Origin of the sequence: Streptomyces omiyaensis (assembly GCF_014650895.1) — a bacterium.
Taxonomy (GTDB): Bacteria; Actinomycetota; Actinomycetes; order Streptomycetales; family Streptomycetaceae; genus Streptomyces; species Streptomyces omiyaensis.
Map to the genome: position 1 here is coordinate 322,160 of NZ_BMVV01000001.1, position 24,919 is coordinate 347,078.

Annotated in this window: 29 protein-coding genes; 8 read left to right on the top strand and 21 right to left on the bottom strand. The window is 72.4% G+C overall.

Translation table 11 applies throughout. The features are described 5' to 3' along the window. Nucleotides 1-64: 64 nt before the first annotated feature. From IE287_RS01525 to IE287_RS01590, 14 genes are all read right to left on the bottom strand, one after another. Nucleotides 65-328, bottom strand: a complete 264-nt coding sequence (locus IE287_RS01525) for a hypothetical protein (RefSeq protein ID WP_189847019.1) — start codon at nucleotides 326-328, stop codon at nucleotides 65-67. Next, on the bottom strand, nucleotides 315-548 hold the full coding sequence (locus IE287_RS01530) for a hypothetical protein (protein ID WP_189847020.1): 234 nt from the start codon (nucleotides 546-548) through the stop codon (nucleotides 315-317). Before IE287_RS01530 ends, IE287_RS01525 begins: the two co-directional genes overlap by 14 nt. Nucleotides 549-559: 11 nt before the next feature. Beyond that, nucleotides 560-1,471 carry a peptidoglycan-binding protein gene (locus IE287_RS01535; protein ID WP_189847021.1) on the bottom strand — a complete coding sequence of 304 codons (912 nt, stop codon included), beginning with the start codon at nucleotides 1,469-1,471 and terminating at the stop codon, nucleotides 560-562. Between the two features lie 63 nt (nucleotides 1,472-1,534). Next, the gene (locus IE287_RS01540) at nucleotides 1,535-1,948 is read right to left on the bottom strand and encodes an ATP-binding protein (protein ID WP_189847022.1); all 414 of its coding nucleotides are present in this window, start codon (nucleotides 1,946-1,948) and stop codon (nucleotides 1,535-1,537) included. 34 nt (nucleotides 1,949-1,982) lie between these two features. Then, entirely contained in the window at nucleotides 1,983-2,624 is a 642-nt protein-coding gene (locus IE287_RS01545) for a hypothetical protein (RefSeq protein WP_189847023.1), read from the bottom strand. Continuing rightward, nucleotides 2,624-3,724, bottom strand: coding sequence for a hypothetical protein (locus IE287_RS01550; protein WP_189847024.1), 1,101 nt, complete (start codon nucleotides 3,722-3,724; stop codon nucleotides 2,624-2,626). Before IE287_RS01550 ends, IE287_RS01545 begins: the two co-directional genes overlap by 1 nt. Nucleotides 3,725-3,731: 7 nt before the next feature. Continuing rightward, on the bottom strand, nucleotides 3,732-4,874 hold the full coding sequence (locus IE287_RS01555) for a hypothetical protein (protein WP_189847025.1): 1,143 nt from the start codon (nucleotides 4,872-4,874) through the stop codon (nucleotides 3,732-3,734). 35 nt (nucleotides 4,875-4,909) lie between these two features. Further along, complete coding sequence (locus IE287_RS01560) at nucleotides 4,910-6,097, bottom strand: hypothetical protein (RefSeq protein WP_189847026.1); 1,188 nt, start codon at nucleotides 6,095-6,097, stop codon at nucleotides 4,910-4,912. 33 nt (nucleotides 6,098-6,130) lie between these two features. Then, nucleotides 6,131-7,324, bottom strand: a complete 1,194-nt coding sequence (locus IE287_RS01565; protein WP_189847027.1) for a hypothetical protein — start codon at nucleotides 7,322-7,324, stop codon at nucleotides 6,131-6,133. Between the two features lie 125 nt (nucleotides 7,325-7,449). Beyond that, nucleotides 7,450-8,373, bottom strand: coding sequence for a phage distal tail protein (locus IE287_RS01570; protein WP_189847028.1), 924 nt, complete (start codon nucleotides 8,371-8,373; stop codon nucleotides 7,450-7,452). Nucleotides 8,374-8,407: 34 nt separating this feature from the next. Further along, nucleotides 8,408-9,694 (bottom strand): tape-measure protein, encoded by a 1,287-nt coding sequence (locus IE287_RS01575; protein ID WP_189847029.1) that lies wholly within the window; start codon nucleotides 9,692-9,694, stop codon nucleotides 8,408-8,410. Beyond that, a complete protein-coding gene (locus IE287_RS01580) occupies nucleotides 9,691-10,896 on the bottom strand; it encodes a phage tail protein (protein WP_189847030.1) in 1,206 nt (401 codons plus the stop codon). Before IE287_RS01580 ends, IE287_RS01575 begins: the two co-directional genes overlap by 4 nt. 30 nt (nucleotides 10,897-10,926) lie before the next feature. Next, nucleotides 10,927-11,832: a hypothetical protein gene (locus tag IE287_RS01585; protein ID WP_189847031.1), complete on the bottom strand. Its 906-nt coding sequence runs from the start codon at nucleotides 11,830-11,832 to the stop codon at nucleotides 10,927-10,929. A gap of 92 nt (nucleotides 11,833-11,924) precedes the next feature. Then, the gene (locus IE287_RS01590) at nucleotides 11,925-12,137 is read right to left on the bottom strand and encodes a hypothetical protein (protein WP_189847032.1); all 213 of its coding nucleotides are present in this window, start codon (nucleotides 12,135-12,137) and stop codon (nucleotides 11,925-11,927) included. A 308-nt stretch (nucleotides 12,138-12,445) separates the two neighbouring features. Here IE287_RS01590 and IE287_RS01595 point away from each other — a divergent pair, with 308 nt between their 5' ends. Further along, nucleotides 12,446-13,279, top strand: coding sequence for a hypothetical protein (locus IE287_RS01595; protein WP_189847033.1), 834 nt, complete (start codon nucleotides 12,446-12,448; stop codon nucleotides 13,277-13,279). 70 nt (nucleotides 13,280-13,349) lie between these two features. Here the strand turns inward: IE287_RS01595 and IE287_RS01600 are convergent, their stop codons facing one another. From IE287_RS01600 to IE287_RS01615, 4 genes are all read right to left on the bottom strand, one after another. After that, on the bottom strand, nucleotides 13,350-13,646 hold the full coding sequence (locus IE287_RS01600; protein WP_373307773.1) for a hypothetical protein: 297 nt from the start codon (nucleotides 13,644-13,646) through the stop codon (nucleotides 13,350-13,352). A 110-nt stretch (nucleotides 13,647-13,756) separates the two neighbouring features. Further along, a complete protein-coding gene (locus IE287_RS01605) occupies nucleotides 13,757-14,047 on the bottom strand; it encodes a hypothetical protein (protein WP_189847034.1) in 291 nt (96 codons plus the stop codon). Nucleotides 14,048-14,144: 97 nt separating this feature from the next. Further along, nucleotides 14,145-14,750, bottom strand: a complete 606-nt coding sequence (locus IE287_RS01610; protein WP_189847035.1) for a phage tail tube protein — start codon at nucleotides 14,748-14,750, stop codon at nucleotides 14,145-14,147. 120 nt (nucleotides 14,751-14,870) lie between these two features. Further along, entirely contained in the window at nucleotides 14,871-15,281 is a 411-nt protein-coding gene (locus IE287_RS01615) for a hypothetical protein (protein ID WP_189847036.1), read from the bottom strand. A gap of 306 nt (nucleotides 15,282-15,587) precedes the next feature. On the opposite strand from IE287_RS01615, the gene IE287_RS01620 reads away from it, so the two are divergent. Then, nucleotides 15,588-16,418 (top strand): ATP-grasp domain-containing protein, encoded by an 831-nt coding sequence (locus IE287_RS01620; RefSeq protein ID WP_189847037.1) that lies wholly within the window; start codon nucleotides 15,588-15,590, stop codon nucleotides 16,416-16,418. 99 nt (nucleotides 16,419-16,517) lie between these two features. On the opposite strand, the gene IE287_RS01625 is transcribed toward IE287_RS01620, so the two are convergent. Genes IE287_RS01625 through IE287_RS01635 form a run of 3 tightly spaced genes read right to left on the bottom strand, consistent with a single transcriptional unit; the run spans nucleotide 16,518 to nucleotide 17,853 of the window. Then, the gene (locus tag IE287_RS01625) at nucleotides 16,518-16,721 is read right to left on the bottom strand and encodes a MerR family transcriptional regulator (RefSeq protein ID WP_030759416.1); all 204 of its coding nucleotides are present in this window, start codon (nucleotides 16,719-16,721) and stop codon (nucleotides 16,518-16,520) included. Then, the gene (locus tag IE287_RS01630; protein WP_229883224.1) at nucleotides 16,715-17,449 is read right to left on the bottom strand and encodes a hypothetical protein; all 735 of its coding nucleotides are present in this window, start codon (nucleotides 17,447-17,449) and stop codon (nucleotides 16,715-16,717) included. Before IE287_RS01630 ends, IE287_RS01625 begins: the two co-directional genes overlap by 7 nt. Then, nucleotides 17,446-17,853, bottom strand: a complete 408-nt coding sequence (locus IE287_RS01635) for a WhiB family transcriptional regulator (RefSeq protein ID WP_189847038.1) — start codon at nucleotides 17,851-17,853, stop codon at nucleotides 17,446-17,448. Before IE287_RS01635 ends, IE287_RS01630 begins: the two co-directional genes overlap by 4 nt. Before the next feature lie 246 nt (nucleotides 17,854-18,099). Here IE287_RS01635 and IE287_RS01640 point away from each other — a divergent pair, with 246 nt between their 5' ends. From IE287_RS01640 to gdhA, 6 genes are all read left to right on the top strand, one after another. Next, nucleotides 18,100-18,549 carry a helix-turn-helix domain-containing protein gene (locus IE287_RS01640; protein ID WP_189847039.1) on the top strand — a complete coding sequence of 150 codons (450 nt, stop codon included), beginning with the start codon at nucleotides 18,100-18,102 and terminating at the stop codon, nucleotides 18,547-18,549. 299 nt (nucleotides 18,550-18,848) lie between these two features. Further along, nucleotides 18,849-19,220: a 30S ribosomal protein S12 gene (gene rpsL, locus IE287_RS01645; RefSeq protein WP_003948652.1), complete on the top strand. Its 372-nt coding sequence runs from the start codon at nucleotides 18,849-18,851 to the stop codon at nucleotides 19,218-19,220. A 2-nt stretch (nucleotides 19,221-19,222) separates the two neighbouring features. Then, complete coding sequence (gene rpsG / locus IE287_RS01650) at nucleotides 19,223-19,693, top strand: 30S ribosomal protein S7 (protein ID WP_030494244.1); 471 nt, start codon at nucleotides 19,223-19,225, stop codon at nucleotides 19,691-19,693. Between the two features lie 39 nt (nucleotides 19,694-19,732). Beyond that, nucleotides 19,733-21,859, top strand: a complete 2,127-nt coding sequence (gene fusA / locus IE287_RS01655; RefSeq protein WP_189847040.1) for an elongation factor G — start codon at nucleotides 19,733-19,735, stop codon at nucleotides 21,857-21,859. 161 nt (nucleotides 21,860-22,020) lie between these two features. After that, nucleotides 22,021-23,214 carry an elongation factor Tu gene (gene tuf / locus IE287_RS01660; RefSeq protein ID WP_189847041.1) on the top strand — a complete coding sequence of 398 codons (1,194 nt, stop codon included), beginning with the start codon at nucleotides 22,021-22,023 and terminating at the stop codon, nucleotides 23,212-23,214. Between the two features lie 153 nt (nucleotides 23,215-23,367). Then, nucleotides 23,368-24,903: an NADP-specific glutamate dehydrogenase gene (gdhA, locus tag IE287_RS01665; protein WP_373307774.1), complete on the top strand. Its 1,536-nt coding sequence runs from the start codon at nucleotides 23,368-23,370 to the stop codon at nucleotides 24,901-24,903. Nucleotides 24,904-24,919 lie beyond the last annotated feature (16 nt).

Here is a 24,919-nt window from a genome sequence, read left to right on the forward strand (position 1 = left end):
GAGTCGCTTGACCGAAGGGCGGCCACCCCGCGATGGGTGGCCGCCCTTCGGGCTCTTCCGGGGGTCAGCGGGCGGCCAGCTCCCAGACCGCGACGAGCACGCCGGCGCTCGCGGTCAGCGCCGCGACGGAGGCGAGCGGCCAGCGGGCCCGCTCCAGGGCGTCGAGCCGGGCCTCGTGGTCGGCGAGCTGCTTGTCGGTCTGGTCGCTGCGCTGCACCAGCAGGGCGAGCGAGCCGTCGACGCGGGCGAAGCCGGCTTCGAGGGTGCCGCGGAGCCGCTCCAGTTCGAGCGCCACCGCGACCGGGTCGTTCGGATCAGCCTCGGTCATCGGCGCCGCCCGGTTCCGTCCGCAGCCACGAGGGCAGCAGGAGCTGGACGGCGGGGACCGCCATCGCCCGGGTGAGGGCGCCCGCGACGGCGAGCGCGCCGGCCACCCAGGGCAGGGAGGCGGGCACCCCGGAGGCGTCGACGAGCGCCGGCAGGACCAGGGCGAGGGCGACGGCGGTCTGCAGCACGGTACGGGCCGTGCGCTTCGCGGCTTCGGACATGGGGTCTCTCCTCACGGGGTGTACGGGACCTTGAGCGCGTTCCAGGAGGCGGCGCCGGGCCAGCCGTCGGCGTCGGTGCCGCGGAAGCCGAGCTTGTGCTGCCAGGCCGCGTACGACCGGCGGTCCGCCTCGGACCAGCGGGGGCCGGGGCCCACCCGGTAGCGGCCGCAGCCCTCGGCCGTCAGCCGGCGGCCCATCGCGGTCACCACGGGGGAGCTGGGGTTGCTCCGGAAGAACGAGGTGCCGGGGAAGGGCTGGTACCGCGGGGTGGCGGGCTTCGCCGGGGCCGTCGGCTTCGGGGCGGGGGCGGCGCCGAGCCGCTTCTGCACCCGGTCGCGCATCCCCGGCATGCCGAAGCCCTTGGGGTCGCTCTTCCAGTCGGACCACTCCAGGTGCCCGACGACGGACTTCGCGCCCCAGCCGTGGGCCCGGCAGAGCGCGGCCGAGACCCGCTCGATCGCGTCGAGCTGGGCGGCCGGCCAGGGGTCGGTGCCGTTGCCGAGGTTGACGCACTCGAAGCCGTAGAAGCGGGAGTTGCCGTCGACGGCGCCGGGGCTGCCCTGGTGCTCGCGCGGGACCGGCGGCCGGTCGCCGTACGCCTCGGTGACGACGGCCCGCAGGACGGACGGGTCGCCGCCGCCGGCGTGGTTGGCGCGTCCGGCCGAGACCAGGTGGACGGTGCCGTCCTTGGCGATCACGCCGTGGCAGAGCGGGCCCGGGAGGCTGTCGTAGCCGTCGGAGCACAGGGCGACCGAGGCGGCGGTGCCGGTGGAGACGGTGTGGTGGATCATGACGCCGGCGACCGGGCCCCAGGCACCGGCGTGGTTGCGGTCGTGGGTGCGCCAGCCGGGGTGTTCGACGACGGTGACGCCTTCGGCGCGGAGCGCGGCGAGGAGCCGGTCCGCGGACAAGGGGGTGGCCATCTGAGGTCCTCCAGACATGCGAAAACCCCGGCCGTCGACGGCGCGGGGCGGGGGGACGGGGGGTTACGGCTCCGTCGGAGGCGTCGGCTCCGGCTCCGGCTCGGGCTCGGGCTCCGGGACCGGGACCCAGGCGGCGCAGAGCGCGGCGAAGGCGGTCCGGCGGACCTCGAAGTCGGCGAGCGCGGCGGCGACCGCGCCGACCACGGCTGCGGGGTCCGGCACGGCGGGCCGGCCGTTCGAGGGCTGGACCATGACGAGGCCGTAGCCGCGCAGCTGCGCGCCGCCCTCGCCGTTCTCGGCGACCTGCGCGGTGACGTACACCGCCGGGTACTCGCCGGTCATGGGGTCGACCTCCAGCGGGCCGCCGAGGCTGTTGTCGTACAGGCGCAGGTCGACGGTGTGGCCCTTCTCGGCGACGGCGCCGCGGCCCGCGTAGTCGATCGCGACGCCCCAGGGCTGGTTCGGGTCGGGGATCACGGGTGCTCCTCTCTCGGTCTGTCGGTGTCGGGGGTCAGGTCTGGCGGCCGTGCATCAGCACCGGCTTGGCGTAGACCGTGCCGGAGGCGCTGGTGACGATCCCCTGGACCTCCACGGTGAGGTCCTTGCCGAAGTCGGCCTGCATGTCGGCGGTGACGGCGGCGGTGTGGTCGAAGACGGCGCCGGCGGCCACCGTCGGGCCGAACTGCGCGCCGCCGGCCATCACCCGGATCTGCCCGCTGGCCCCGGAGGAGACCCGGGTGAGCATCCGCAGCCGCATCTTGGGCTGCCAGACCGGGTTCTGCGACTGGGCGACGGTGGTCCAGGCGGTGGCGGTGGTGGCCGGCCAGTTCACCGAGGCCAGGTCCTGCGGCGGCAGCATCGGCAGCCACGGCCGGGCCAGGCCGCCGGTGAGGATGTCGTCGGAGAGGACCTCGTGGCCGTAGGCGTCGACGACCCGCAGCACCGGCTTGGTGCCGCCGGGCCCGCTCGTCGTGAACTGGGCGACGACGACGGCCGTCGCCGGGTTCTCCGGGTCGCTCTGCCGCTTCAGGGTGAGCGAGCCGTTGCTGATCTCGGTGACCGGCGGGCGGGTGTTGACCGCCGTGGACAGGGCGTTGATCCGGCGCTCCATCTGGATCAGCCGGTCGATGATGTCCTCGGGCAGCATGGCCATCAGAGAGCCTCCAGGGCGAGTTCGGCGGTGTCGGGGCGGCCCCGCTCGGCCGGCCGGACCTTCACGCCGACGATGCGGTAGCGGGTGTCGAGACCCGCCGGGTGCCATTCGTCGGTGATCCGCAGCCGGGCGGTGCGGCCGAGGAGCGCCGGGGGGACGATCCCGGAGAGCCGGATGCTGATCTCGGGGATCTGCACCGAGCCCTGGGCCTCCCTGAGGACGGCCGTGGCCAGCGCGTCGAGCGTGGCCTTGTCGCTGACGTCGTTGTAGTCGGTGGAGAGGTCCAGCTGGGGCCAGCGGTCGGGCAGCCCCACGGCGGGGATCTCCGCCGACAGCGTCGGCCGGGACTCGGCCGCGGCGTTGGTGTTGTCGGAGGCGCCGCGGGCGAGCGAGGTGGTGCCGCCGCGGGTGGCGTCGTCCGGCAGCGAGTAGCTGAGGATCGTGCCGGGGCGGTCGAAGACCATGTCGGTGGCGCCGGTGCGGATGCCGGGGGAGCCGAGCCGGAGCCGGCGGACGCGCCGGCCGTCGCCGGGGTCGCGGTAGACGAGGACGTGGTACTCGACGCCGTCCTCGTAGGCGGCGAGCTGGTCGAGCGCCTCCTGGTAGACGGTCTCGTCGCCGTGCCGCCAGGAGGCGGTCCGCAGGACCGGCTCCTTGGGCACGTCGTCGCCGGGCTCGACCGCGCTGGCGCCGAGGCCGGCGCCGAGCTTCCCCCAGAGGCCGCGGACGATGTCGAACTGCTCGGTCTGGCTGTACTTGAGCTCGGTGCGGATGCGGCGCCGGCCCGCGTACGAGTCGAAGGTGGCGGCCTGGACGGAGAGGGTCACCACGCCGCGGTCGCTGCCCTGGAGGTTGGTGGTCCAGACGATGCCCCCCCACCACAGGTAGCCGCCGCGCTCCAGGTAGACGGTGGTGCGGCCGGGCTTGATCTGGTGCGCGCGATCGGCCATCGCGCGGTCGGGGACGGGGATGGTTCCGGAGAGCGAGCCGGCCCGGCCGATGTAGTCCTCGAAGGAGACGTCCCGCAGCGGCAGGATGTCGAGGGTCTGGTCGGTCACCAGGTCGCAGAAGATGGCCCGGTAGGGCGTGTCGAGACTCATGACGACCTCACGGGAGGATGTAGGTGGCGCTGACGCGGATGTTGCGGGCCGGCACCAGGGCGCCGTTGGAGGACCAGGTCCGCAGGGTGACCGTGCCGCCGGTGGAGATCACCGCCGAGCCGCTGCCGTAGCCGTCCGCGGCGCTCGCCTCCAGGGCCGTGGCGGGGCGCCAGCCGGAGGGCAGGGTGCACAGGGGCTCGTCGTTGACGATGTTGCCGGCGGAGTTCGCGTCGACCTGGGTGCCGCTGCGGGTGACGATCACCGACACCGAGCAGAGCCCGCCCCTGGTGCGGCGGGCCTCGAAGGAGACGAGCGCCCAGTTGGCGAGGGCGACCGCGCCGGCCGTGACGACCTCCGCCTCCACCGGCGGGTGGTAGGTGGCCCAGGCGGTGCCGTTCCACCGCTGGAGCACGCCGTTGTGCTCGCGGTACTGCCCGGTGTAGCCGCCGACGGTGAGCGCGCCCTGGGGGGCGACGCCGCCGATCTCCCGGGGGTAGGCGACCCAGCCGGTGCCGCTCCAGCGCTGGAGGTGGTGGGCGGTGTCGTTGTCCTGGTACTGGCCCGGATAGGCGCCGGGCACGCCGGCGTTGTTGTACACGGGCAGGATGCCGCCGACCGAAGCGATCGTGGTGCGCAGGTCGGTGAGGTCCTTGGCCCAGTCGATGCCGCCGGTGCCGGCCGACGCCCCGGCCTTGACCCGGACGGTGAAGAGCGGCAGCGAGGCGGCGGGGGCGGTGGGGGCCGACGGGGTGGCCGACGGCTCGCCGACGAGCACCTCCAGGACGGCCTCGTGGCGGGTGAGGCTGTCGAACTCGTCGTCGTACACGCGCAGCACGACGAGGTCGATCCGCGGGTGGAGCGGGTTGCCGTCGCCGAAGGCGAGGACGGTGTCCCCGTCGAGGGTGACGGGGTAGGCGCCCTGCTCGGGCCGGCCCTGGACGAGGGCCCGGCCGGCGTGGACGGTCGCGGTCATCGGGCCGCTGCCGGTCAGCGACAGGCCGCTGACCCGGTACGTGCCGTCGGCGGAGCCCGGCAGGACGCCGGAGCGGGAGACGAGCGGGTCGGCCGGGGTGCCGGCCCCGAGGTCGGTGAGGCGGGTCGTCTGGCGGGTCTGGCCGCTGGGCAGCAGCCAGCCGGGGCGCAGGGGCATGGGGTGCTCCTCTCGGGGAGGCGGTGGGGCGGGGGCTACGGCAGCGGGTCGACCTTGATGTAGGTGTTGTCGAAGTAGGCCTTGACCGCCGGGGAGGTGGGGACGACCCGGAAGTAGGCGGTCAGCGTGTAGGTGGCGCCCGGGGTCAGGTTGGTGAAGCGGCGGATGGAGGAGATCGAGGTCGTGGTGGTGGTGGCGGTGTAGATCCCGTACTCGTCCTCCGGGGCGGAGACGACGGTGCCGTTCAGGGAGAGCTCCAGCGCCATGTACGAGTAGAGGTCGTCGCGGGCGCGCGTGCGGCAGCCGTAGGAGGCCGCGACCGACTTCGACGCCGGGGCGGTGAAGGTGACCTTGAGCGGGTTGACGGAGCGCCCCGCGAGCGTCGAGGTGTAGGTGCCGGAGCTGGTCTCGCCCTGGTCGGTGTTCTCGGCGTAGTACGGGCCGGGGACGGCCGCCGTCCACGCCGTGCCGTTCCACCGCTGGAGGACGCCGGAGGTGGAGTCCCGGTACTGGCCGGTGTAGCTGGCCGGGGTGCTGGAGGCCGAGCTCGGGACGATGCCGCCGAGGGACGAGGGGTACGCCACCCAGGCGCCGCCGTCCCAGCGCTGGAGCGCGCCGCCGCCGTCCTGGTACTGGCCCGGGTAGGCGCCCGGCAGCACCGGACCCTCGACCGGGAGGATGCCGCCGAGGGAGACGACCGGGGTGCGCAGGTCCTTCAGCGAGGTGTTCCACGGGATGCCGCCGTTGCCCGCGCTGGCGCCGGCCGGGACGAGGACCTCGTAGAGCGGGAGGCAGCGCGCGGGGACCGGCGGGACCTGCGGAGTGACGTCCGCGGTGCCCTGGATGATCTCCAGCTTCGCCTCGTACCGCTGGTTGTCGTCGTACAGGCCGTCGTAGATCTTGAGGACGATCAGGTCGATGCGGCCGTACTGGGCGTGGCCCGGGGCGAAGGTGAGGGTCTCGGAGTTCGGCAGGGTCACCGGGTAGGCGCCCTGGGAGATCTCGCCCTGGATGACGGCGCGCCCCTCGGAGACGGTCGCGGTCATCGGGGCGGAGCCGAAGGTCCAGAAGGCGGCGAGCCGGTACTGGCCGTCGTAGGAGCCGGGGAGGATGCCGGAGCGGACCTGGACGGGGTTGGCCAGGGTGGTGACGCCGGTCTGGGTGAGGCGGGTGTCCTCCCGGGTCTGGCCGGTCACGGCGGTCCAGCTGCTGCGCAGGTTCATGGGGTTCTCCTGGGGTGGGTGGGGCGGTGGGCGTCAGGACCGGATCCACTCGGCGGCGAGGGTGCAGCTGTAGCCGGAGCCGCCGAGCGTCCGGACGGAGGCGGTGTGGGTGTGGTAGCCCTGGAGCTGGAGCGCGTCGCCGGCGGCGAGCCGGACGAGGGCGCTGCCGCCGACGCAGACGGCGCCGTTGCCGGCGGGGGAGAGCCAGGTCGTCCGGGGCTGGTTGGTGCCGTTGACCGTGATCCGGGCGCCGCGCATGCCGGTCTGGGCGTCGTTGGCGTAGGTCGCGTGGCCGTTGAGCCGCCACCAGCCGGTGCGCGGCACGGTGTACGTGGTCGTCCCGTTGAAGGCGGACGCGTCGTCGAACTCGACGGTGGGCAGGCTGATCGCGGTCCAGGTGTTCGCCGCGAGCGTCTGCTGCTGGGCGGTCGTCCACTGGGTCGCCCCGAACAGCACCTTGGAGGTGCCCTCGGTGTACTGCCAGGCGGCGCCGTCCCAGCGCTGGAGGCCGCTCCCGGTGTCCCGGAACTGTCCGGTGTGGGAGCCGGCGGCGGTGCCGCTCGGCGCGATGCCGCCGATCGCCTTCGGGTACGAGACCCAGGTGGTGCCGTCCCAGCGCTGGAGGATGCCCGCGGCGTCCCGGTACTGGCCGGTGTAGGCGCCCTTGTAGCCGCTGGTCGGCATGATCCCGCCGAGCGCGACGACCGGCCAGTGTTGGGGGGTGACGGCGGTGGCCCAGGCGATGCCGCCGGTGCCGGCCGAGGTGCCCTTCGGCACCTTGATCGTGTACAGCGGGAGCGTGCTGCCCGCCGGGCTCGGGGGGACGACCGGGGTGGCGCTCGGCTGGCCCTTGACCAGGCGGACGACGGCCTCGGTGGTGCCGGTGCGGTCGTAGGCGTCGTCGACGACGGCCAGCTCGATCAGGTCGATCCGGTCGTACTGGGCGTTGCCGTCCTCGATCGTCAGGGTCTCCGGCGCGGTGACGGCGACGAGGTACGCGCCCTGGGCGGTGTCCTTGCCCTGGACGATCGCGCGGCCGGTGCCGACGGTGGCCTGCATCGGCGCGCCGCCGTTCAGCAGCAGTCCGCCCGGCAGCACGCCGGCCCGGGAGCGGAGCGGGGTCTCCTCGGCGCTCTGGCCGCTGGGGGTGAGGAGGGCGGCGAGGGTGAGTCGGGTGTCCTCGCGGGTCTGCCCTTCGGGCAGCAGCCAGGCGGCTCGTACGGTCATGGGGTCACCTCGGGGTAGGGGAGGGGATGCGGCACGGCCGCCGGACGGGCGGCACACGAGAGCCGCCCGGCGGCGGGCGCCGGGCGGCTCGGGGTCGTACGGAGGGCGGCGGGCGCGCCGCCCCGTCACCACTCGGCGCTGCGCCAGCGGACGGTCATGAGGGCCTGCTCGGTGCCCTCCTCGGGGCGGAAGGACAGGTCGCTGCGGCCGGGCTCCAGGACGAAGAGCTCCTCCGGGGTGGAGTCGGCCATCGCGGTGTGCAGCCGGGAGGCGGAGTTGTTGAGCATCACGGTGCCGCCGCGGGTGTCGACGGTGAGCTCGTCGCCGGCGGCCAGGTCGATCGCGTACCGCAGCCGGCGCCGGCTGACCCGCTCGGTGACGCTCGGCATCGAGCAGGGGCCGCGGAAGACGATCACCGGGTGGGTGGGGGCGGAGCCGGTGTTCTCGACGACGGCGTCGCCGGTGGACTTGGCCTCGCCCCAGGAGAGCGGCCAGGTCAGCGGCCAGGTCAGGCCGGCCTCCGGCTGCGGCGGGGTGGTGGTGGACTGCTGCTCGTTGACCACGTACCGGCGCGGGTCGGCGGCCAGCCACTGGACGGACATGCGGGAGCTGCCCTGGGTGGCGAAGCCCTGGTCGGCGGGGACGACCCGCTGGGCGATCCGGGCGCGCACGGCGAGGGTCTCGCCGTGCAGCCGGACGGCGAGCCAGCGCTCCTCGTCGAGCAGGGCGAGCGCCTGCCGCAGCGCCCGGACGGCCGCCGGGGTGCCGCCGTACTCGGGCATCAGGACGATCGTGCCGCCGGTCTTGCGGGGCTTGGCGTAGCGGGAGCCGGGCCAGGCGCCGTGCGAGGTGGGGCGGTCGGCGTCGGAGGAGTCGTACTCGGGCAGGTCCTCCCAGCCGCTCAGGCCGGACTTGTCGACGGCGAAGGGGGTGCCGGGGCCGATGAGCAGTCCGGCCCACTGCATCTGCCCGTCCTGGGTGATGAGCGAGCCGGGCGCGAGGTCGGCGGTGTGGGTGTTTCCGGCGTACGGGATGGTGGTCTCGGCCATGGGGCCGTCACCTCACTTCGGGTGGGCGGGGTCGTCAGGTCAGGACCGGCTGCCCGGCGCGGGCGGCGGTGCCGGCGTGGGCGGTCATCAGGAAGAGCAGGTCCTCGGCCACCCCCCGGGGGCCGGCGCCGGGTTCCTCGCGGAACTCCCGGACGCGGTGGGGGCGCGGGGGCGGTTCGGTGAGGGCGGGGACGCGCCGGTGCTCCAGCTCGCCCAGCGCGTCGATGCGGTACTCGCCGGCCTCGGGGGGCGCGACGATGCCGCCCTCGGCGAGCATCGGGATCTTGTCGAGCGTGACGCCGAACTTCTTGCCGGTGAGCGGGATCTCGAAGCTGAGCTCGTTGAGTCCGTCGATGATCCAGTTGGCGAAGGCGATCAGGCCGTTGATCGGCCCCTTGACCACGCCGAGGACGGCGCTGAGGCCGCCCTGGACCAGGTCGCCGATGCCGTTCAGGGCCTTGGAGACGGCGTCCTTGGCGGTGCGGAAGAAGCCGGGGACCTTCTCGGTGACCCAGCGGACGACGGGCTGGACGGCGCTCCTGACGCCGCCGAGGGTGCGGGAGGCGATGCCGCTCAGCGCGGTGCTGGCGGAGCGGACGGCCGAGCCGATCCGGGAGATCCCGCCGACGGCCGAGCCGACGGTCTTCAGCGCGGTGGTGAAGACGGTCAGGTACGCCTTGGCGTAGGTCCCGATCGCCTTGCCGAGCGCCTTCATGAAGGGGCTGATGAAGTTCCGGACGGACTGGAAGCCCTTGAGCGCCTGCTGGAGGACCTGGCGGACGATCCGCTGTCCGGTCTCGGAGCTGAGGGCCAGTTCGACGAGGTACGCGGCGATGGGCACGATCAGGCCGACGAGGAAGCCGAGCGGGTTGGCCCGCATGGCGACGTTGACGCCCGTCATGGCGACCGAGGCGAGGGTCATGACGGTGCCGAAGGTGCCCATGAGGCCGGTGATGACATCGGCGACGGGCAGCAGCGGCAGGAGGAGGCCGAGGACCGCCCCGGCGCCGGTCCCGATCCGCCCGGCGGCCCTGCGGGCGTTGCCGGCGGCGGTCGCGACCCGCTTGAGCCGGGTGGCGGCGGGGGAGCGGCGGAGCTTGTCGAGGGCGGTGCGGGTGCCGGCGGAGTTCTGGGCGAGGGTGCGGGTGGCGGTGGTGGCGCCCCGCAGGGCCCCGGCGAGGGCGGTGGCGCCGGAGGCGGCCTGCCGGACGCCCTGCCGGAGGTTCCGCACCGCTCCGCCGGCCGCGGTGGCGGCCTGCTGCAGGCTGCTCATCGGGCCGAGGGCCACCCGGAAGGACGGCATGGCGAGCGCGGCACTCATGCCCGGGCTCCACGCGCCTTCACCAGGTACATGAGGGCGTCGGCGGTGGCCTTCGGGTTGTTGTCCCGGGCCGCGTGGTAGTGCTCGATGTGCAGCCCGGCGCCGGCCGCGGCGCTCTGGCCCTGGGCCTGGCGGGCGCGGCGGGCGGTGAGGGCGAGGAGCCGGTCGAGCTTGGAGAGCGGCAGGACGGCCTCGGCCTCGCCGGCCTCCGCGAGGATGGCGGGGACGCCGCCGGTGCGGGGCATCACGACACCGCCGGTGGCGAGCATCGGGATGGTCGGGATGTTGACGCCGAAGGTCTTGCCGCCGACGACGGGGACCCAGCCGGGGACGGAGACCTTGACCCGGTTGATGGCGCCGATCATGGAGTTGATCAGGCCGATGACGGCGTTGATCGGGCCCTTCACGCCGCTCTTGATGCCGTCGAAGGCGCGGGACGCGATGCCCTTGAGGCCGTTCCAGATGGACGACATCTTCTCCTTGACGGCGCTGAACGCCTTGGGGATCGCGCTCTTGATCCAGTTCACCACCGGGGTGATGACGCGCTTGATGCCGTTCCAGACGGTGCTGATGACGCTCTTGATCGCGTTCATGACCGTGGTGATGACCGTCTTCCAGACCTTCACGTAGGTCTTGATGACGGTGGCGACGGCCTTGACGACGGTGGAGATGGCCTTCTTGATGCCGTTCCAGACCGTCTTGATGAGGTCGCCGGCCTTCTTCATGATCGGCCCGATGGCCTTCATGACGGAGCTGATGACGCTCTTGATCGCGCTGAAGGCCTTCTTCAGGACCGTCTGCATCGTCTTCGACCGCAGCGCCATGTCGACGACGGCCTCGATGAGCGGCATGAAGAGTTCGAGCAGGCGGACCAGGAAGTTGCCCTTCATGGACTTGTTGAGCCTGTCCTGGCCCTTGGCGGCCTTGCCGGCGCCGGACTCGTACCTGCCGAGCTTGCCGCCGGCGGACTGGGCGGTGTCGCCGGCCTTCTTCATGGCGCGTTCGGCCTGGTCGGACGCGGTCTTGAGGTTCTTGAGCTGGGAACCGGCGCCCTGGGCGTTGGTGCGCAGCGTCTTGAGCTGGCCGGACGCGGAGCGCCCGGCGTCGCCGACCTTCTTGACCGAGGCGCCGGCGTTCGCCGCCTGGTTCTTGAAGCCGCCGAGGGCGGTCGAGGCGTTCCTGAGGTTGCTGACGAGAGACATGGGTGTACCTCCTTCCGTGACGGGGCGGGGTCAGGCGCCGGCGCCGCCGGTCATCTCCCGGTTGAGCGCCTGCACCGCCTCCGCGAATCCGCGCATGTGCCGGGTGAGCGTGGTGGTGTGGGTGGCGAGCTTCTCGGCGGCGTCGGCGGCCGGGCCGAGAGTGGCGGCCTTGGGGACGTTGTCCACGTCGAAGTTCCGCATGGCGGACTTGAGCTTTCCGATGGCCTTGGCGAAGTCGGTGGTTCGCTGGGGGTCGGAGTTCAGCACCGCGCCCTTGATCTTGCCCATGCCGGAGGCCACCTGCGGCAGGGCCCGGTGGTCCACGGCCTGGACGGCCTTGGCGACCTTCTCGACGCCCTTGGCCGCGCCGCCGGCCTCCCGCTTGCCCGGGAGCTTGCGGAACTGCTCGACGAAGTCGGGGGCGTGCTTGTTGAACGCCTCCAGGAGCGGGTTGAGCAGCTTGAGCTCGTACCGCAGCGGACCGAACTTGGCGTCCGCCGGGATGGGCGCCATGGCTCCGCCGCCCGCTCCTTCGGCGGGGGCGCGACCGGCGTCCTCCATGCGCTTGGCGCGCGCCTCGCGGAGGACGTCCTCGAGCCTGCGCCGTTCGGTGCCGCCGTAGTCGCTCTCGGGGTTGCGGACCCGGACCATGCGTTCGCCCGCCTCGTTGCGCGGGGTGGCGAGGCTCTGGGCCTTGAGGGTCAGCGTCCTGGCCGCGATCGCGGCCGAGGTCTTGACGGACGTGACGAGGGCGGCGCCGGCGGCGACGGCTCCCGCGGTGGCGAGGGCGACCCACCCGCCCTCGGTGAAGAGGTTGTAGGCGGCGGGGACGATGCCGAGGCCGAGATCCTCCATCGTCTGTTCCCACGCGGGCTTCTCCTCCGCCCCGGCCGCGGGCGGTTCGGCGGCGCCGGTCGGTTCTGCTGGTTCTGCCATGTCGTTCTCTCCGCTTCCGGCCCGTGCGGGCCAAGCGCCGAAAAGCCCCCGCCGATCCCGGCGGGGGCTCGTTCACAGGGGCAGCGCCGCGGCTAGGCGTCGGACTCCGGGCGGGGGCCGCGCGGCAGCGCCGCGAGGGCGTCGTTCCAGCCGGCCGCGTACGCGAGGGTCTCGCGGCGGGAGACCTCGGCGCACAGGGTGCCGAGCAGCGCTCTCTTGTCGAGGGCGACGGGTCCGTCGAGGAGCTGGCGGAGGCGGTCCTGGAGGGGGATGTGCGGTCGCGATGCCTCGCCCGGCTGAGTCATGGACGCCTGCCTTCCGGTTGCTTGCCCGTGCCTGCGTGGCGGCGCCGCGTGGGGAGGAAGAGCGGGGGCACCACGTTTTCGAACTACTGTGCGAACAGAGTGTGGAACATCTGTTCTACGTTTGTCGAGCGAGATGGGGCTGACGGCGTGTCTTCTCGTCAGGTTCCCGAACGAGTTGGCGGTGATCGAACGGAAAACTCGACCGGGTAACCTGGAGGACGCTCTTCCCGGACCCGACCGCTCCGGGGAGGCAAGGGGCGCGAGGGGCGCGCGGGGACCCCAGGGGGCTGGAAGGCAGCAACTGACGCATGGACACGGAGCCGGGAGCGAACCGGCGGGAGCGGGTGGTCGACTGGCTCGCCTCCCACCCCGATCTGCCGCATCTCTTCGCGCGCCTCTCCGAGCTCGTCCACGTCCACGGACACGCCCCCGAGGAGCTCGTCGTCATCCCCCGGTCCGAGGTCGACCGCCGGGAGACCACCGCCTTCACCTCCGGCTGGGCCGAGGCCGTCTCCGACGAACTCCCGCGCATCCGGAGGGAGTACGAGCGCCGCATCGCCGACGCCTACGCCCAGGGCCAGGGGGACGCGCGGGGCGTGAGGCGCCCGCAGCGCCGGACCGACACCGGGCCGCAGGACGGGGCCCGGGTGATCGCGCTGCCCTTCGCCCGCCTCCTGGAGCCCCCCGCCGCCGTGGTCGAGGCCGAGGAGCGGGTGCGCCGGGAGCGCGAGCTGTTCGAGCAGCGCGCCGCGCACGACCCGGAGCCCGGCGTACGCGAGGAACACGGCGTACGCGAGGAGCGCGGCGAGCCCGGCGGGCGCGAGCCCGGTGCGCGCGAGCCGGAGCCCGAGCACGCCAAGGAGCCCGCGCCCGATCCCGAGCCCGAGTTCACGGTCGGGGCCCAGGACGGCCGCCAGCGCCGCAACGCGCAGCCCGTGCGGAAGGTCGTCCGGGGCAAGGGCGGCCGCCCGATCGTCCCGCCCCTCTCCCACGTCCCCGTCCAGCAGGGCACGGCGGGCGAGCGCCGGGACGCCGACCAGCGCCCCGGCCGGGGCCGGCGCCTCTCCGAGCGGGCCAAGGCCCTGGAGGAGGAGCTGGCCGCCGAGCGGACGCCGGAAGCGCCCCCGGAGTCCGCCCCCTGAGGGAGACGGACGCCGGGGGCCGGGGCGGCGGACGGTCGCCCCGCCGGACCGGGGTCCGGCGGCGGCCCGCCTAGCCGAAGAAGCGGGCCAGCCGGGCGGGGGAGACCTCCTCGGGCGGAGCGTCCGCCGGCGCCGCGCCCTCCGGCTCGCCGGCCCCGCCGTCGGCCGGGCGGGGCACCGGCTTCGGCGGATCGGGCTGGTCGCCGTCCTCGGAGCCGTTGACGCACAGGAACATCCAGTTGGCGACGGCCAGGTGGTCCACGGCGGCGGCCAGCAGGTGGTCGGTGACCGACCAGTCGGCCGCCTCGCCGTGGAGGTCGCGCTGGAGCGCGCTGTCCCGGGGCAGGTGCTTGATCAGGACCAGCACCCGACGGCTGGAGAGCTCCCCGCGGTGCCAGTCGAGGAGGTCGGTCCCGTAGTAGCGGAGGAAGTCCGCCTCGAGGGCCTCGGCGTGTTCGTCGACGAACTCGACGAGGCTCAGTCTTCCCCCAGGCCGAGCCCGGTCTCCTTGCCGTACGCCTCCAGGACGGCGGCGATGTCCTGCATGGTGACATCGTGCTCCTCGAAGCGGGCGAACTGGTCCGCACCCATCAGGAGCGCGAGCAGGCCGTCCACGTCGTTGTCGTCGAGCCTGCGGAGCCCCTTGGCGGTCGCGCGGGAGAGCTCCGTCGGAAGGGTGAAGGTGTCGCCGTCCAGCTCGAAGGACCAGGTGCGGCCGTGGGCCTCCTGGCGCTGGGCGCGGGCGGCGTTGACGTCGAAACGGGCCATGGCGATGCGTACTCCTTGTTCGGGTGCGTGCTGAGGAGGGAGCGGAGAGGGGGCCCGGGGCGGGACGGCGGAGCGCCGTCCCGCCCCGGAAGGAGGGTCAGGCCTGGGCGGTGCCGTACTGGTTGTCCTTCATGAGGAAGGTCGCCAGCGGCTTGCCGTCGCCGTTCGACATGGCCGTGAAGGTGATGCCCAGGGTGGACGCCGCCTTGCGGGCCAGCTTGATGTCGTCGGAGGCGGTGACCTGACCGCGCGGGATGATGAAGCGGTACGTGACCGCCGTGGTGCCGCCGGCCTTGACGTCGGTGAACTCCAGGCCGAGGGCGCGGACGTCCGCGTACGGACGCTCGGCGATCTCGTACTTGTAGGTGTCGGTCGACGCGGCCGGCTCCGCCTCGACCTTGCCGCCGCCCATGAAGAAGGGCAGCGTGTCCTCGTTGAACTGGAGCATCGAGAACTTCAGCGAGAGGTCGCGGCTGGAGTAGATGAAGTGCACCGGGGAGACCGACTGCCAGGTGTCGATCGGCTCCAGCTTGTCCTTCTTGGAGAAGGTGACGCCGTCGCCGGTGGTGAAGCCGAGGTTGGTCCAGCCCGTCCAGTCGGCGGCCGGGTCGGCGCCGAAGTTCGGGACGGCCGTGCCGGTGGTGGCGACGAAGAGCTTGCCGGTGCCGGCGACGCGGATCTCGGCCGAGTTGTTTCCTGCCATGGTGGGTTTCTCCTTGTGTGGTGAGGGCACCGCGCCCGGGCGAAGGGAGGCCCGGGCACGGCAAAGGCCCCGCCGGACGGCGGGGCCTGGTCGGTGGGGCCGGACGGGGCCGGCGGGGCGTCAGAAGACGCTGAGGGAGAGGCGCAGCACGCAGAGGTAGCGGTTGGCGCCCCGGTAGAGGTAGTCGGGCAGCCAGCGCGGCCCGTCCTGCTCCTCCACGTCGTGCACGACGTTGTTCGCGCCGATGCGCTGGCCGATGGTGGCGAGCAGCGCGCGCCGGGCGCCGTTGGCGAGGACGTGGGCCGCGTTCTTGGTGGGGCCGTAGACCTCGAACTCGATCAGCGGCATGTCGACGTGCAGGTCGCCGATCCAGGCGCCGCCGCGGCGGTTGACCAGGACGGCGCTCTGCGTGCCGTCGAAGCCGGCCGGCGCCTGGACGGCGATCACCGCCCCGGCCAGCGCCGGGTCGGCCTTGAGGACGTCGACGACCAGCTTCTCGACGTCCGGGAACGCACTCGGGGGAGTGGTCATGACGGTTCTCCTCGGGAGGGAGGGGCGGTGGGAGGGGCCGCCGTCCGGGGTTCCCGCGGGGGAGGGGGCGGGGGCGCGGGAACGCGCCCGGACGACGGACGGCGGAGCCGCCGCCCCTCCTCGGGGCGCAGCTCCGCCGCTGCACCAACTGTGACAGAGAGCGTGCGCGCACGCAACTAAAACGGTGAGTGCTGCGGCCCGTTCTTCCCCCGGCGTCGGCGATACGGCTCTGACCTGCGGCGATGCCTATCGGGCGGACGGGGCCGGCGGATAGGTTGGCCTCCCCGACCCCCGAGGAGCCGCCCCGTGTCCGCCGACCGCCCCCGCCTGCTCTACGTCACCGACCTCGCCTACCCGGCCCGCGGACGCCGCTACTGCGACGAGGACATCGACCTCACCGCCCGGCTCCGCGCCTCCTTCGACCTCGCCCTCTGCCACCCGCGCGACGCCGCCGCCCTGATGGACGCCTTCGACGCCGTCGTGGTCCGCAACAGCGGCCCGGTCCTCCACCACCAGGAGGCGTACGACCGCTTCCGCGCGCGCGCCGCCGCCCGCTCCACCCGCGTCTACAACCCGCTCCACGGACGCGGCGACATGGCCGGAAAGCAGTACCTCCTCGACCTCACCGCCGACGGCCACCCCGTCATCCCCACCGTCGGCCGCCCCGAGGACCTCCCCCTCCTCCCCGCCTCCGAGCTCTACGCGGTCAAGCCCAGGGCCGGCGCCGACTCCATAGGCCTGCGCTTCGTCCCGCACGCGGAACTCGCCGGCCTCCCGTGGGGCGACGGCCTCCTCGCCCAGCCCCGGATCGACTTCGCGTACGAGGTCTCCTTCTACTTCGTCGACGACCTCTTCCAGTACGCGCTGTACGCCCCCGACCCCGAGCGCCGCTGGGTCCTGGAGCCGTACGAACCCACCCCCGCGGACCTCGACTTCGCCCGCCGCTTCATCGACTGGAACACCCTCCGCCACGGCGTCCAGCGCGTCGACGCCTGCCGCGCCCCGGACGGCGGCCTCCTCCTGGTCGAGCTGGAGGACCTCAACCCCTACCTCTCGCTCGACCGGGTCGGCGAGCCGGTCCGCGAGCGCTTCACCGAGGCCCTGACCCGCTCCCTCCGCTCCTTCCTGGAGGCGTGACGAACCCGGAGGCACGACGAAGCGCCCCGTGTCCGGGAAGGACACGGGGCGCTTCGGGGCGGTGCGGCGGCGGCTCGGGGCGGGCCCGGGCGGGCGGGATCAGGCGGTCCGGGGGCGGCGGCGGGCCGCCCGCTCCGCCGCGAAGACGTCCTCCAGGCGGAAGAGCTGCGCCCGGCCCGCCCGGCCCGCGGCCCGCAGGTGGCCCAGCTGCACCCACTTGCGGATGGTCGCGGGCGCGACCCCCGCCTCCTCGGCGGCGAGCGGTCCCGGGATCAGGGCCGGCAGGTGGGGCGAGCTCAGCACGCGGTCTCCTCCGTGTCGTCCATCGCCGCCTCGATCTCCTCCGTGCGGGCGCCGGAGGCCTCCGCCAGCTCCCGCCACTCGTCCTCCCGCCACAGGTGCCGGTAGGCGGGGTCGTCCTGGCAGCCGCACACCGGATCGACGCACACGCAGGCGGGGTTCACGCACAGCACCGCCCGCCGGTCGGGGAAGGCGCGCAGCGAGACCGAGTCGCACCACGGGCAGCGCCCGGCCACCCGCACCACCGTCTCCGCCTCGCCCAGCGTGCGCGCGCACCGGCGGGCCATCCGCCGCAGCTCGTCCCGCACGTGGCGGGCGAGGTCCGGGTGGGCGGCCACGCCGTCGAGCAGCCCGACGACCCGGCGCAGCCGGTCGGTCACCCCGGCCCGCGGGGGCCGCGGCAGTCCGAGGCGGGCGCAGACCGCCTCCTCCAGCTCCACCACGCCGTCGGTGACGTCCCGGATGCAGTCGGAGACGTGCAGCCGGATCGGGGCGGCGCCGTGTCCGGGGACGGCGAGCCCGTGCCGCTGCTCCAGGAGCAGCGCCTCCCGCCGCTCCTGGCGGAGCAGTTCGGCCTCCGCCGGGTGCGGGGCGGCGGGCGCGGTGCCGGCGGGGGAGCGGCGGACGGGCGCCAGCTCCCCGGCGAGCTCGGGGAACTGCCGGACGAGGGCGGCGGCCCAGACCAGCGCGTCCCGCAGGACGGTCCCGGCCGCGCCGGTGCCCGCGCTCACGGGGTCTCCCCGGCGGCGCCCGGAGCGGCGCCCACGAGCACGGCGTCGAGCTGTGCGGCGACGGTGGGGGCGTCGAGCTGTGCGGCGACGGTGGGGGCGTCGAGCGGGCCGGGGGCGCCCGGTCGTGCGGAAAGGGGCGTGCGGGGGGCGCGGGGCGAGCCGGGCGATCGGTTCGCGCGGGACTTCACCGGGCGTCCGTTGCGCCACAGGCGTCCCGCGCAGACGCCGTCGAACCAGCTCTCGGCGGGGGCGACGGCCGCCTCGCACTCGCGGCGGACGGGGCAGGCGGCGCAGGCCCGCAGGGCGGGGGCCGCCAGCCGCTCGCGGCGGGCGAAGACGACGGACGGGGAGAGGCCGGCGCACGCGGCGGCGGCCTGCCAGGGGGTCGGGTCGTGCTGGGACAAAGCGGTTCTCTCCACGGTCCGGGGCCGCCGGCGCGCCGGGGCCGCCCCGAGAGGGGCCCGGTGTCCGGGGCCGGCGAGTGCGGCGGCCAGCAGACTCGCATGTTGCGTGCGAGCTCGCAACTAGTGGTGTGGAGGGGTCTTCATCGATTCGACACGATTGCGTGCCCGAAAGCACGTAATTCCGTGCGCGCAAGCACGCTAGAGTATGGGGTCCGGAGGGTGGGGATGATGAGGGAGCGTTAGATCATGAACAGTCAAGGGCTGGACGAGTTCGCCGGCTGGGTCGAAGACCTGATGAGACGGCGCGGATACGACATCGACAGCCCGCGGGGCGGCGGCAAGTCCCGGATCGCGGACGAGGCCGGTGTGCACCGGGCCGCGGTGACCCGCCTGCTCCAGCGGCAGAGCATGCCCGACCTGGAGACCATGCGCCGCATCGCCCCGCTCCTCGGGGTCTCCGTGCGGGACATGCTGATCCGCTCCGGCCGGGTCACCCCCGAGGAGCTCCCCCTCGCGGCGGACCTCCTCCCGCCGACCGACTGGCAGCCCACCATGGAGGACTTCGCCCGCTGGCTCGGCGTCCCCGACGAGCGCATGGGCGTCTTCGTCAAGGTCGTCAGCCAGTTCCTGGAGCCCGACACGGCGGCCGAGGCCGACGAGCCGCGCGCCGAGCCCCGCCGTACCGCCCGGGATTGACAGCGGTCCCGATCCGTGCGCCCCGGCGCGGACCCGAGATCCACCGGCGGTCCGCTCCGGCGGCGTGGGCTTTTCTTTTGACCGCAGTCCGTGCGATAGGTACGCTCATGCCTTGTGCCTGGGGTGTGCCTGGGCTCCTGTGCGTGTCCACAACCGCACGGTGAGTCCGCGAACGGCCACCGTGATCCGCGCCCCTTCCGCGTTCTGCGGAGGTCCACCGGGTCCGACACGCCCGACCGCGTGGGTCGGTGAATGTTCCAGGTTAGTAGTACTTACGGCACACAGAAACCGGAGAAGTAGTGCCTACGATCCAGCAGCTGGTCCGGAAGGGCCGGCAGGACAAGGTCGAGAAGAACAAGACGCCCGCACTCGAGGGTTCGCCCCAGCGCCGTGGCGTCTGCACGCGTGTGTTCACGACCACCCCGAAGAAGCCGAACTCGGCCCTCCGTAAGGTCGCGCGTGTGCGTCTGACCAGCGGCATCGAGGTCACGGCCTACATCCCGGGTGAGGGACACAACCTGCAGGAGCACTCCATCGTGCTCGTGCGTGGTGGCCGTGTGAAGGACCTGCCTGGTGTTCGTTACAAGATCATCCGCGGCTCCCTCGACACCCAGGGTGTCAAGAACCGCAAGCAGGCCCGCAGCCGCTACGGCGCCAAGAAGGAGAAGTAAGAATGCCTCGTAAGGGCCCCGCCCCGAAGCGCCCGGTCATCATCGACCCGGTCTACGGTTCTCCTCTTGTCACGTCGCTGATCAACAAGATCCTGCTCGACGGCAAGCGCTCCACCGCTGAGCGCATCGTCTACGGCGCCATGGAGGGCCTGCGCGAGAAGACCGGTGCCGACCCGGTCGTCACGCTGAAGCGCGCCCTCGAGAACGTCAAGCCGGCTCTCGAGGTCAAGTCCCGCCGTGTCGGTGGCGCCACCTACCAGGTGCCGATCGAGGTCAAGCCCGGTCGTGCCTCCACCCTCGCGCTGCGCTGGCTCGTCGGTTACTCCCGCGCCCGCCGCGAGAAGACCATGACCGAGCGCCTCATGAACGAGCTCCTGGACGCCTCGAACGGCCTGGGTGCTTCGGTCAAGAAGCGCGAGGACACGCACAAGATGGCCGAGTCCAACAAGGCCTTCGCGCACTACCGCTGGTAGTCGCAACCCCCATCGAGACCGAGAGAAGACTGAAGCCTTATGGCTACCACTTCGCTTGACCTGGCCAAGGTGCGCAACATCGGCATCATGGCCCACATCGACGCGGGCAAGACGACCACCACCGAGCGGATCCTGTTCTACACCGGCGTTTCGTACAAGATCGGTGAGGTCCACGACGGCGCTGCCACGATGGACTGGATGGAGCAGGAGCAGGAGCGTGGCATCACGATCACGTCCGCTGCCACCACCTGCCACTGGCCGCTCGAGAACGTCGACCACACGATCAACATCATCGACACGCCGGGCCACGTCGACTTCACCGTCGAGGTGGAGCGTTCCCTGCGCGTGCTCGACGGTGCTGTGACGGTGTTCGACGGCGTGGCCGGTGTCGAGCCCCAGTCCGAGACCGTCTGGCGCCAGGCGGACCGCTACGGCGTTCCGCGCATCTGCTTCGTCAACAAGCTCGACCGCACGGGTGCCGACTTCTTCCGCTGTGTCGACATGATCGTGAACCGCCTCGGCGCGACCCCGATCGTCATGCAGCTCCCGATCGGTGCCGAGGCCGACTTCCAGGGCGTCATCGACCTCGTGAAGATGAAGGCCCTCGTCTGGTCCGCCGAGGCGAGCAAGGGCGAGATGTACGACGTCGTCGACATCCCGGCCGACAAGCAGGAGCTCGCCGACGAGTACCGCGGCAAGCTCGTCGAGGCCGTCGCCGAGAACGACGAGGAGCTCATGGAGCTCTTCCTCGAGGGCGTCGAGCCCACCGAGGAGCAGCTCTACGCGGCGATCCGTCGTATCACCATCGCCTCCGGCAAGGGCGGCGAGACCACGGTCACCCCCGTGTTCTGTGGCACCGCGTTCAAGAACAAGGGCGTCCAGCCCCTGCTCGACGCCGTCGTCCGCTACCTGCCGTCGCCCCTCGACGTCGAGGCCATCGAGGGCCAGGACGTCAAGGACGCCGAGGTCGTCGTCCGGCGCAAGCCGTCCGACGACGAGCCGCTGGCCGCCCTCGCGTTCAAGATCGCGAGCGACCCGCACCTCGGCAAGCTCACCTTCGTCCGGATCTACTCCGGTCGCCTGGAGGCCGGCACCGCGGTGCTGAACTCCGTCAAGGGCAAGAAGGAGCGCATCGGCAAGATCTACCGCATGCACGCGAACAAGCGTGAGGAGATCGACTCGGTGGGCGCCGGCGACATCGTCGCCGTCATGGGCCTGAAGCAGACCACCACCGGTGAGACGCTGTGCGACGAGAAGAACCCGGTCATCCTGGAGTCCATGGACTTCCCGGCGCCGGTCATCCAGGTCGCGATCGAGCCCAAGTCCAAGGGTGACCAGGAGAAGCTGGGTGTCGCCATCCAGCGCCTCGCGGAGGAGGACCCCTCCTTCCAGGTCCACTCGGACGAGGAGACCGGCCAGACCATCATCGGTGGCATGGGCGAGCTCCACCTCGACATCCTCGTCGACCGCATGCGTCGCGAGTTCAAGGTCGAGGCGAACGTCGGCAAGCCGCAGGTCGCGTACCGCGAGACGATCCGCAAGGCCGTCGAGCGACTTGACTACACCCACAAGAAGCAGACCGGTGGTACCGGTCAGTTCGCCAAGGTGCAGATCGCGATCGAGCCCATCGAGGGCGGCGAGGCGTCGTACGAGTTCGTGAACAAGGTCACCGGTGGCCGCATCCCGAAGGAGTACATCCCTTCGGTCGACGCGGGTGCGCAGGAGGCCATGCAGTTCGGCATCCTGGCCGGCTACGAGATGACCGGCGTCCGCGTCATCCTTCTCGACGGTGGCTACCACGAGGTCGACTCCTCCGAGCTCGCGTTCAAGATCGCCGGTTCGCAGGCCTTCAAGGAGGCCGCGCGCAAGGCTTCCCCCGTGCTCCTTGAGCCGATGATGGCCGTCGAGGTCACCACGCCCGAGGACTACATGGGCGAGGTCATCGGCGACATCAACTCCCGCCGTGGCCAGATCCAGGCCATGGAGGAGCGTCACGGTGCCCGCATCGTGAAGGGCCTCGTGCCCCTGTCGGAGATGTTCGGCTACGTCGGCGACCTCCGCAGCAAGACCTCGGGTCGCGCAAGCTACTCGATGCAGTTCGACTCCTACGCCGAGGTTCCGCGGAACGTCGCCGAGGAGATCATCGCGAAGGCCAAGGGCGAGTAACCGCACCGCGTTCAACGCACCGCGTGCACACGCTTTAGGCTTGACACCGACCGGTGGGGGGCCGTCCCGAGAGGGATACCCCCTGCCGGGCGGCACCCCAGCAAAGATCACCTGGCGCCGATGAAGCAAGGCGTTCAGAACCACTCCACAGGAGGACCCCAGTGGCGAAGGCGAAGTTCGAGCGGACTAAGCCGCACGTCAACATCGGCACCATCGGTCACATCGACCACGGTAAGACGACCCTCACGGCCGCCATTACCAAGGTGCTGCACGACGCGTACCCGGACCTGAACGAGGCCTCGGCCTTCGACCAGATCGACAAGGCTCCCGAGGAGCGCCAGCGCGGTATCACGATCTCGATCGCGCACGTCGAGTACCAGACCGAGTCGCGTCACTACGCCCACGTCGACTGCCCCGGTCACGCGGACTACATCAAGAACATGATCACGGGTGCCGCGCAGATGGACGGCGCCATCCTCGTGGTCGCCGCCACCGACGGCCCGATGCCGCAGACCAAGGAGCACGTGCTCCTGGCCCGCCAGGTCGGCGTTCCGTACATCGTCGTCGCCCTGAACAAGGCCGACATGGTGGACGACGAGGAGATCCTGGAGCTCGTCGAGCTCGAGGTCCGTGAGCTCCTCTCCGAGTACGAGTTCCCGGGCGACGACCTTCCGGTCGTCCGCGTCTCGGCGCTCAAGGCGCTCGAGGGCGACGCCGAGTGGGGCGCGAAGCTCCTCGACCTCATGAAGGCCGTGGACGAGTCCATCCCGCAGCCCGAGCGTGACGTCGACAAGCCGTTCCTGATGCCGATCGAGGACGTCTTCACGATCACCGGTCGTGGCACCGTCGTCACCGGTCGCATCGAGCGTGGTGTCCTCAAGGTCAACGAGACCGTCGACATCATCGGCATCAAGACCGAGAAGACCACCACCACGGTCACCGGCATCGAGATGTTCCGCAAGCTGCTCGACGAGGGCCAGGCCGGTGAGAACGTCGGTCTGCTCCTCCGTGGCATCAAGCGCGAGGACGTCGAGCGCGGCCAGGTCATCATCAAGCCGGGTTCGGTCACGCCGCACACCAGCTTCGAGGCCCAGGCCTACATCCTGTCGAAGGACGAGGGTGGCCGTCACACCCCGTTCTTCAACAACTACCGCCCGCAGTTCTACTTCCGTACCACGGACGTGACCGGCGTCGTGACCCTCCCCGAGGGCACCGAGATGGTCATGCCGGGCGACAACACCTCCATGACCGTCGAGCTGATCCAGCCCGTCGCCATGGAGGAGGGCCTCAAGTTCGCCATCCGTGAGGGTGGCCGGACCGTCGGCGCCGGCCAGGTCGTCAAGATCAACGCCTGATCCTGAACCGACCTGGTGGCTCGCAGGAGCCGCTGAGCAGTGAGGGAAGGCCCCCGCACCGAGAGGTGCGGGGGCCTTCCCGCGTTTCCGGACGGGGGCCTTCCCGCGTTTCCGGACGGGGCCGGAGGCCGTCTCGCATGCCGGACGGACCGGATGCTTACTGGTGCGTGCATTCACTTGGATGTAACAGTGGGTCCGGTGGCGGTCCCACAGGTGCGGGGGCGCGCGAGGACGCCGCCCGTCAACGCTCGGCAACGGCGCCGAGCTCCGCACCGCTTCCCTGGCGCGCACAGCCGTGCCAGAAGGGGGTACTCCGTGCCGTCCCAGCCCATCGCCGACACGACCGCCGCCCGGTCCGCCCTCGACGCCCTGCGCGCCGAGATCGAGCACCGCAACCCGGCCCAGCCCGAGTTCCACCAGGCCGTCCACGAGGTGCTCGACAGCCTCGCGCCGGTGCTCGCGGCCCGCCCCGAGTACGCCGAGCCCGGTCTCCTGGAGCGGCTCGTCGAGCCCGAGCGCCAGATCGTCTTCCGGGTGCCGTGGCAGGACGACCGCGGCCGGGTGCACGTCAACCGCGGCTTCCGCGTCGAGTTCAACAGCGCCCTCGGCCCCTACAAGGGCGGTCTGCGCTTCCACCCCACGGTGAACCTCGGCATCGTCAAGTTCCTCGGCTTCGAGCAGATCTTCAAGAACGCCCTCACCGGCCTCGGCATCGGCGGCGGCAAGGGCGGCAGCGACTTCGACCCGCACGGCCGCAGCGACGCCGAGATCATGCGCTTCTGCCAGTCCTTCATGACCGAGCTGTACCGCCACCTCGGCGAGCACACCGACGTCCCCGCCGGCGACATCGGCGTCGGCGGACGCGAGATCGGCTACCTCTTCGGCCAGTACCGCCGGATCACCAACCGCTGGGAGGCCGGCGTCCTCACCGGCAAGGGCACCGGCTGGGGCGGCTCCGCGATCCGCCCCGAGGCCACCGGATACGGCAGCGTCCTCTTCGCCGCCGCCATGCTCCGCGAGCGCGGCGAGGACCTGGAGGGCCAGAGCGCCGTCGTCTCCGGCTCCGGGAACGTCGCCCTGTACACGATCGAGAAGCTCCTCGCCCTCGGCGCCAACCCGCTGACCTGCTCCGACTCCGGCGGCTACGTCTACGACGACAAGGGCGTCGACCTGGACCTGCTCAAGCAGATCAAGGAGGTCGAGCGCGGCCGGGTCGCCGACTACGCCGAGCGGCGCGGCGCCTCCGCCCGCTTCGTGCCCGGCGGCCGCGTCTGGGAGGTCCCGGCCGACGTGGCCCTGCCCTCCGCGACCCAGAACGAGCTGGACGAGGACGACGCCGCCGCGCTGGTCCGCAACGGCGTCAAGGCCGTCGCGGAGGGCGCCAACATGCCCACCACCGCCGGGGCCGTCCACCTCCTCCAGCGGGCCGGCGTCGCCTTCGGCCCCGGCAAGGCGGCCAACGCGGGCGGGGTCGCCGTCAGCGCCCTGGAGATGGCCCAGAACCACTCCCGCACCTCCTGGTCCGCGGCCCGGGTCGAGGAGGAGCTGGCCGGGATCATGACCGACATCCACCGCACCTGCCACGAGACCGCCGAGCGGTACGGCGCCCCCGGCGACTACGTCACCGGCGCCAACATCGCCGGCTTCGAGCGGGTCGCGGACGCGATGCTGGCGCAGGGCGTGATCTGACCCGCACGCCCCGGCG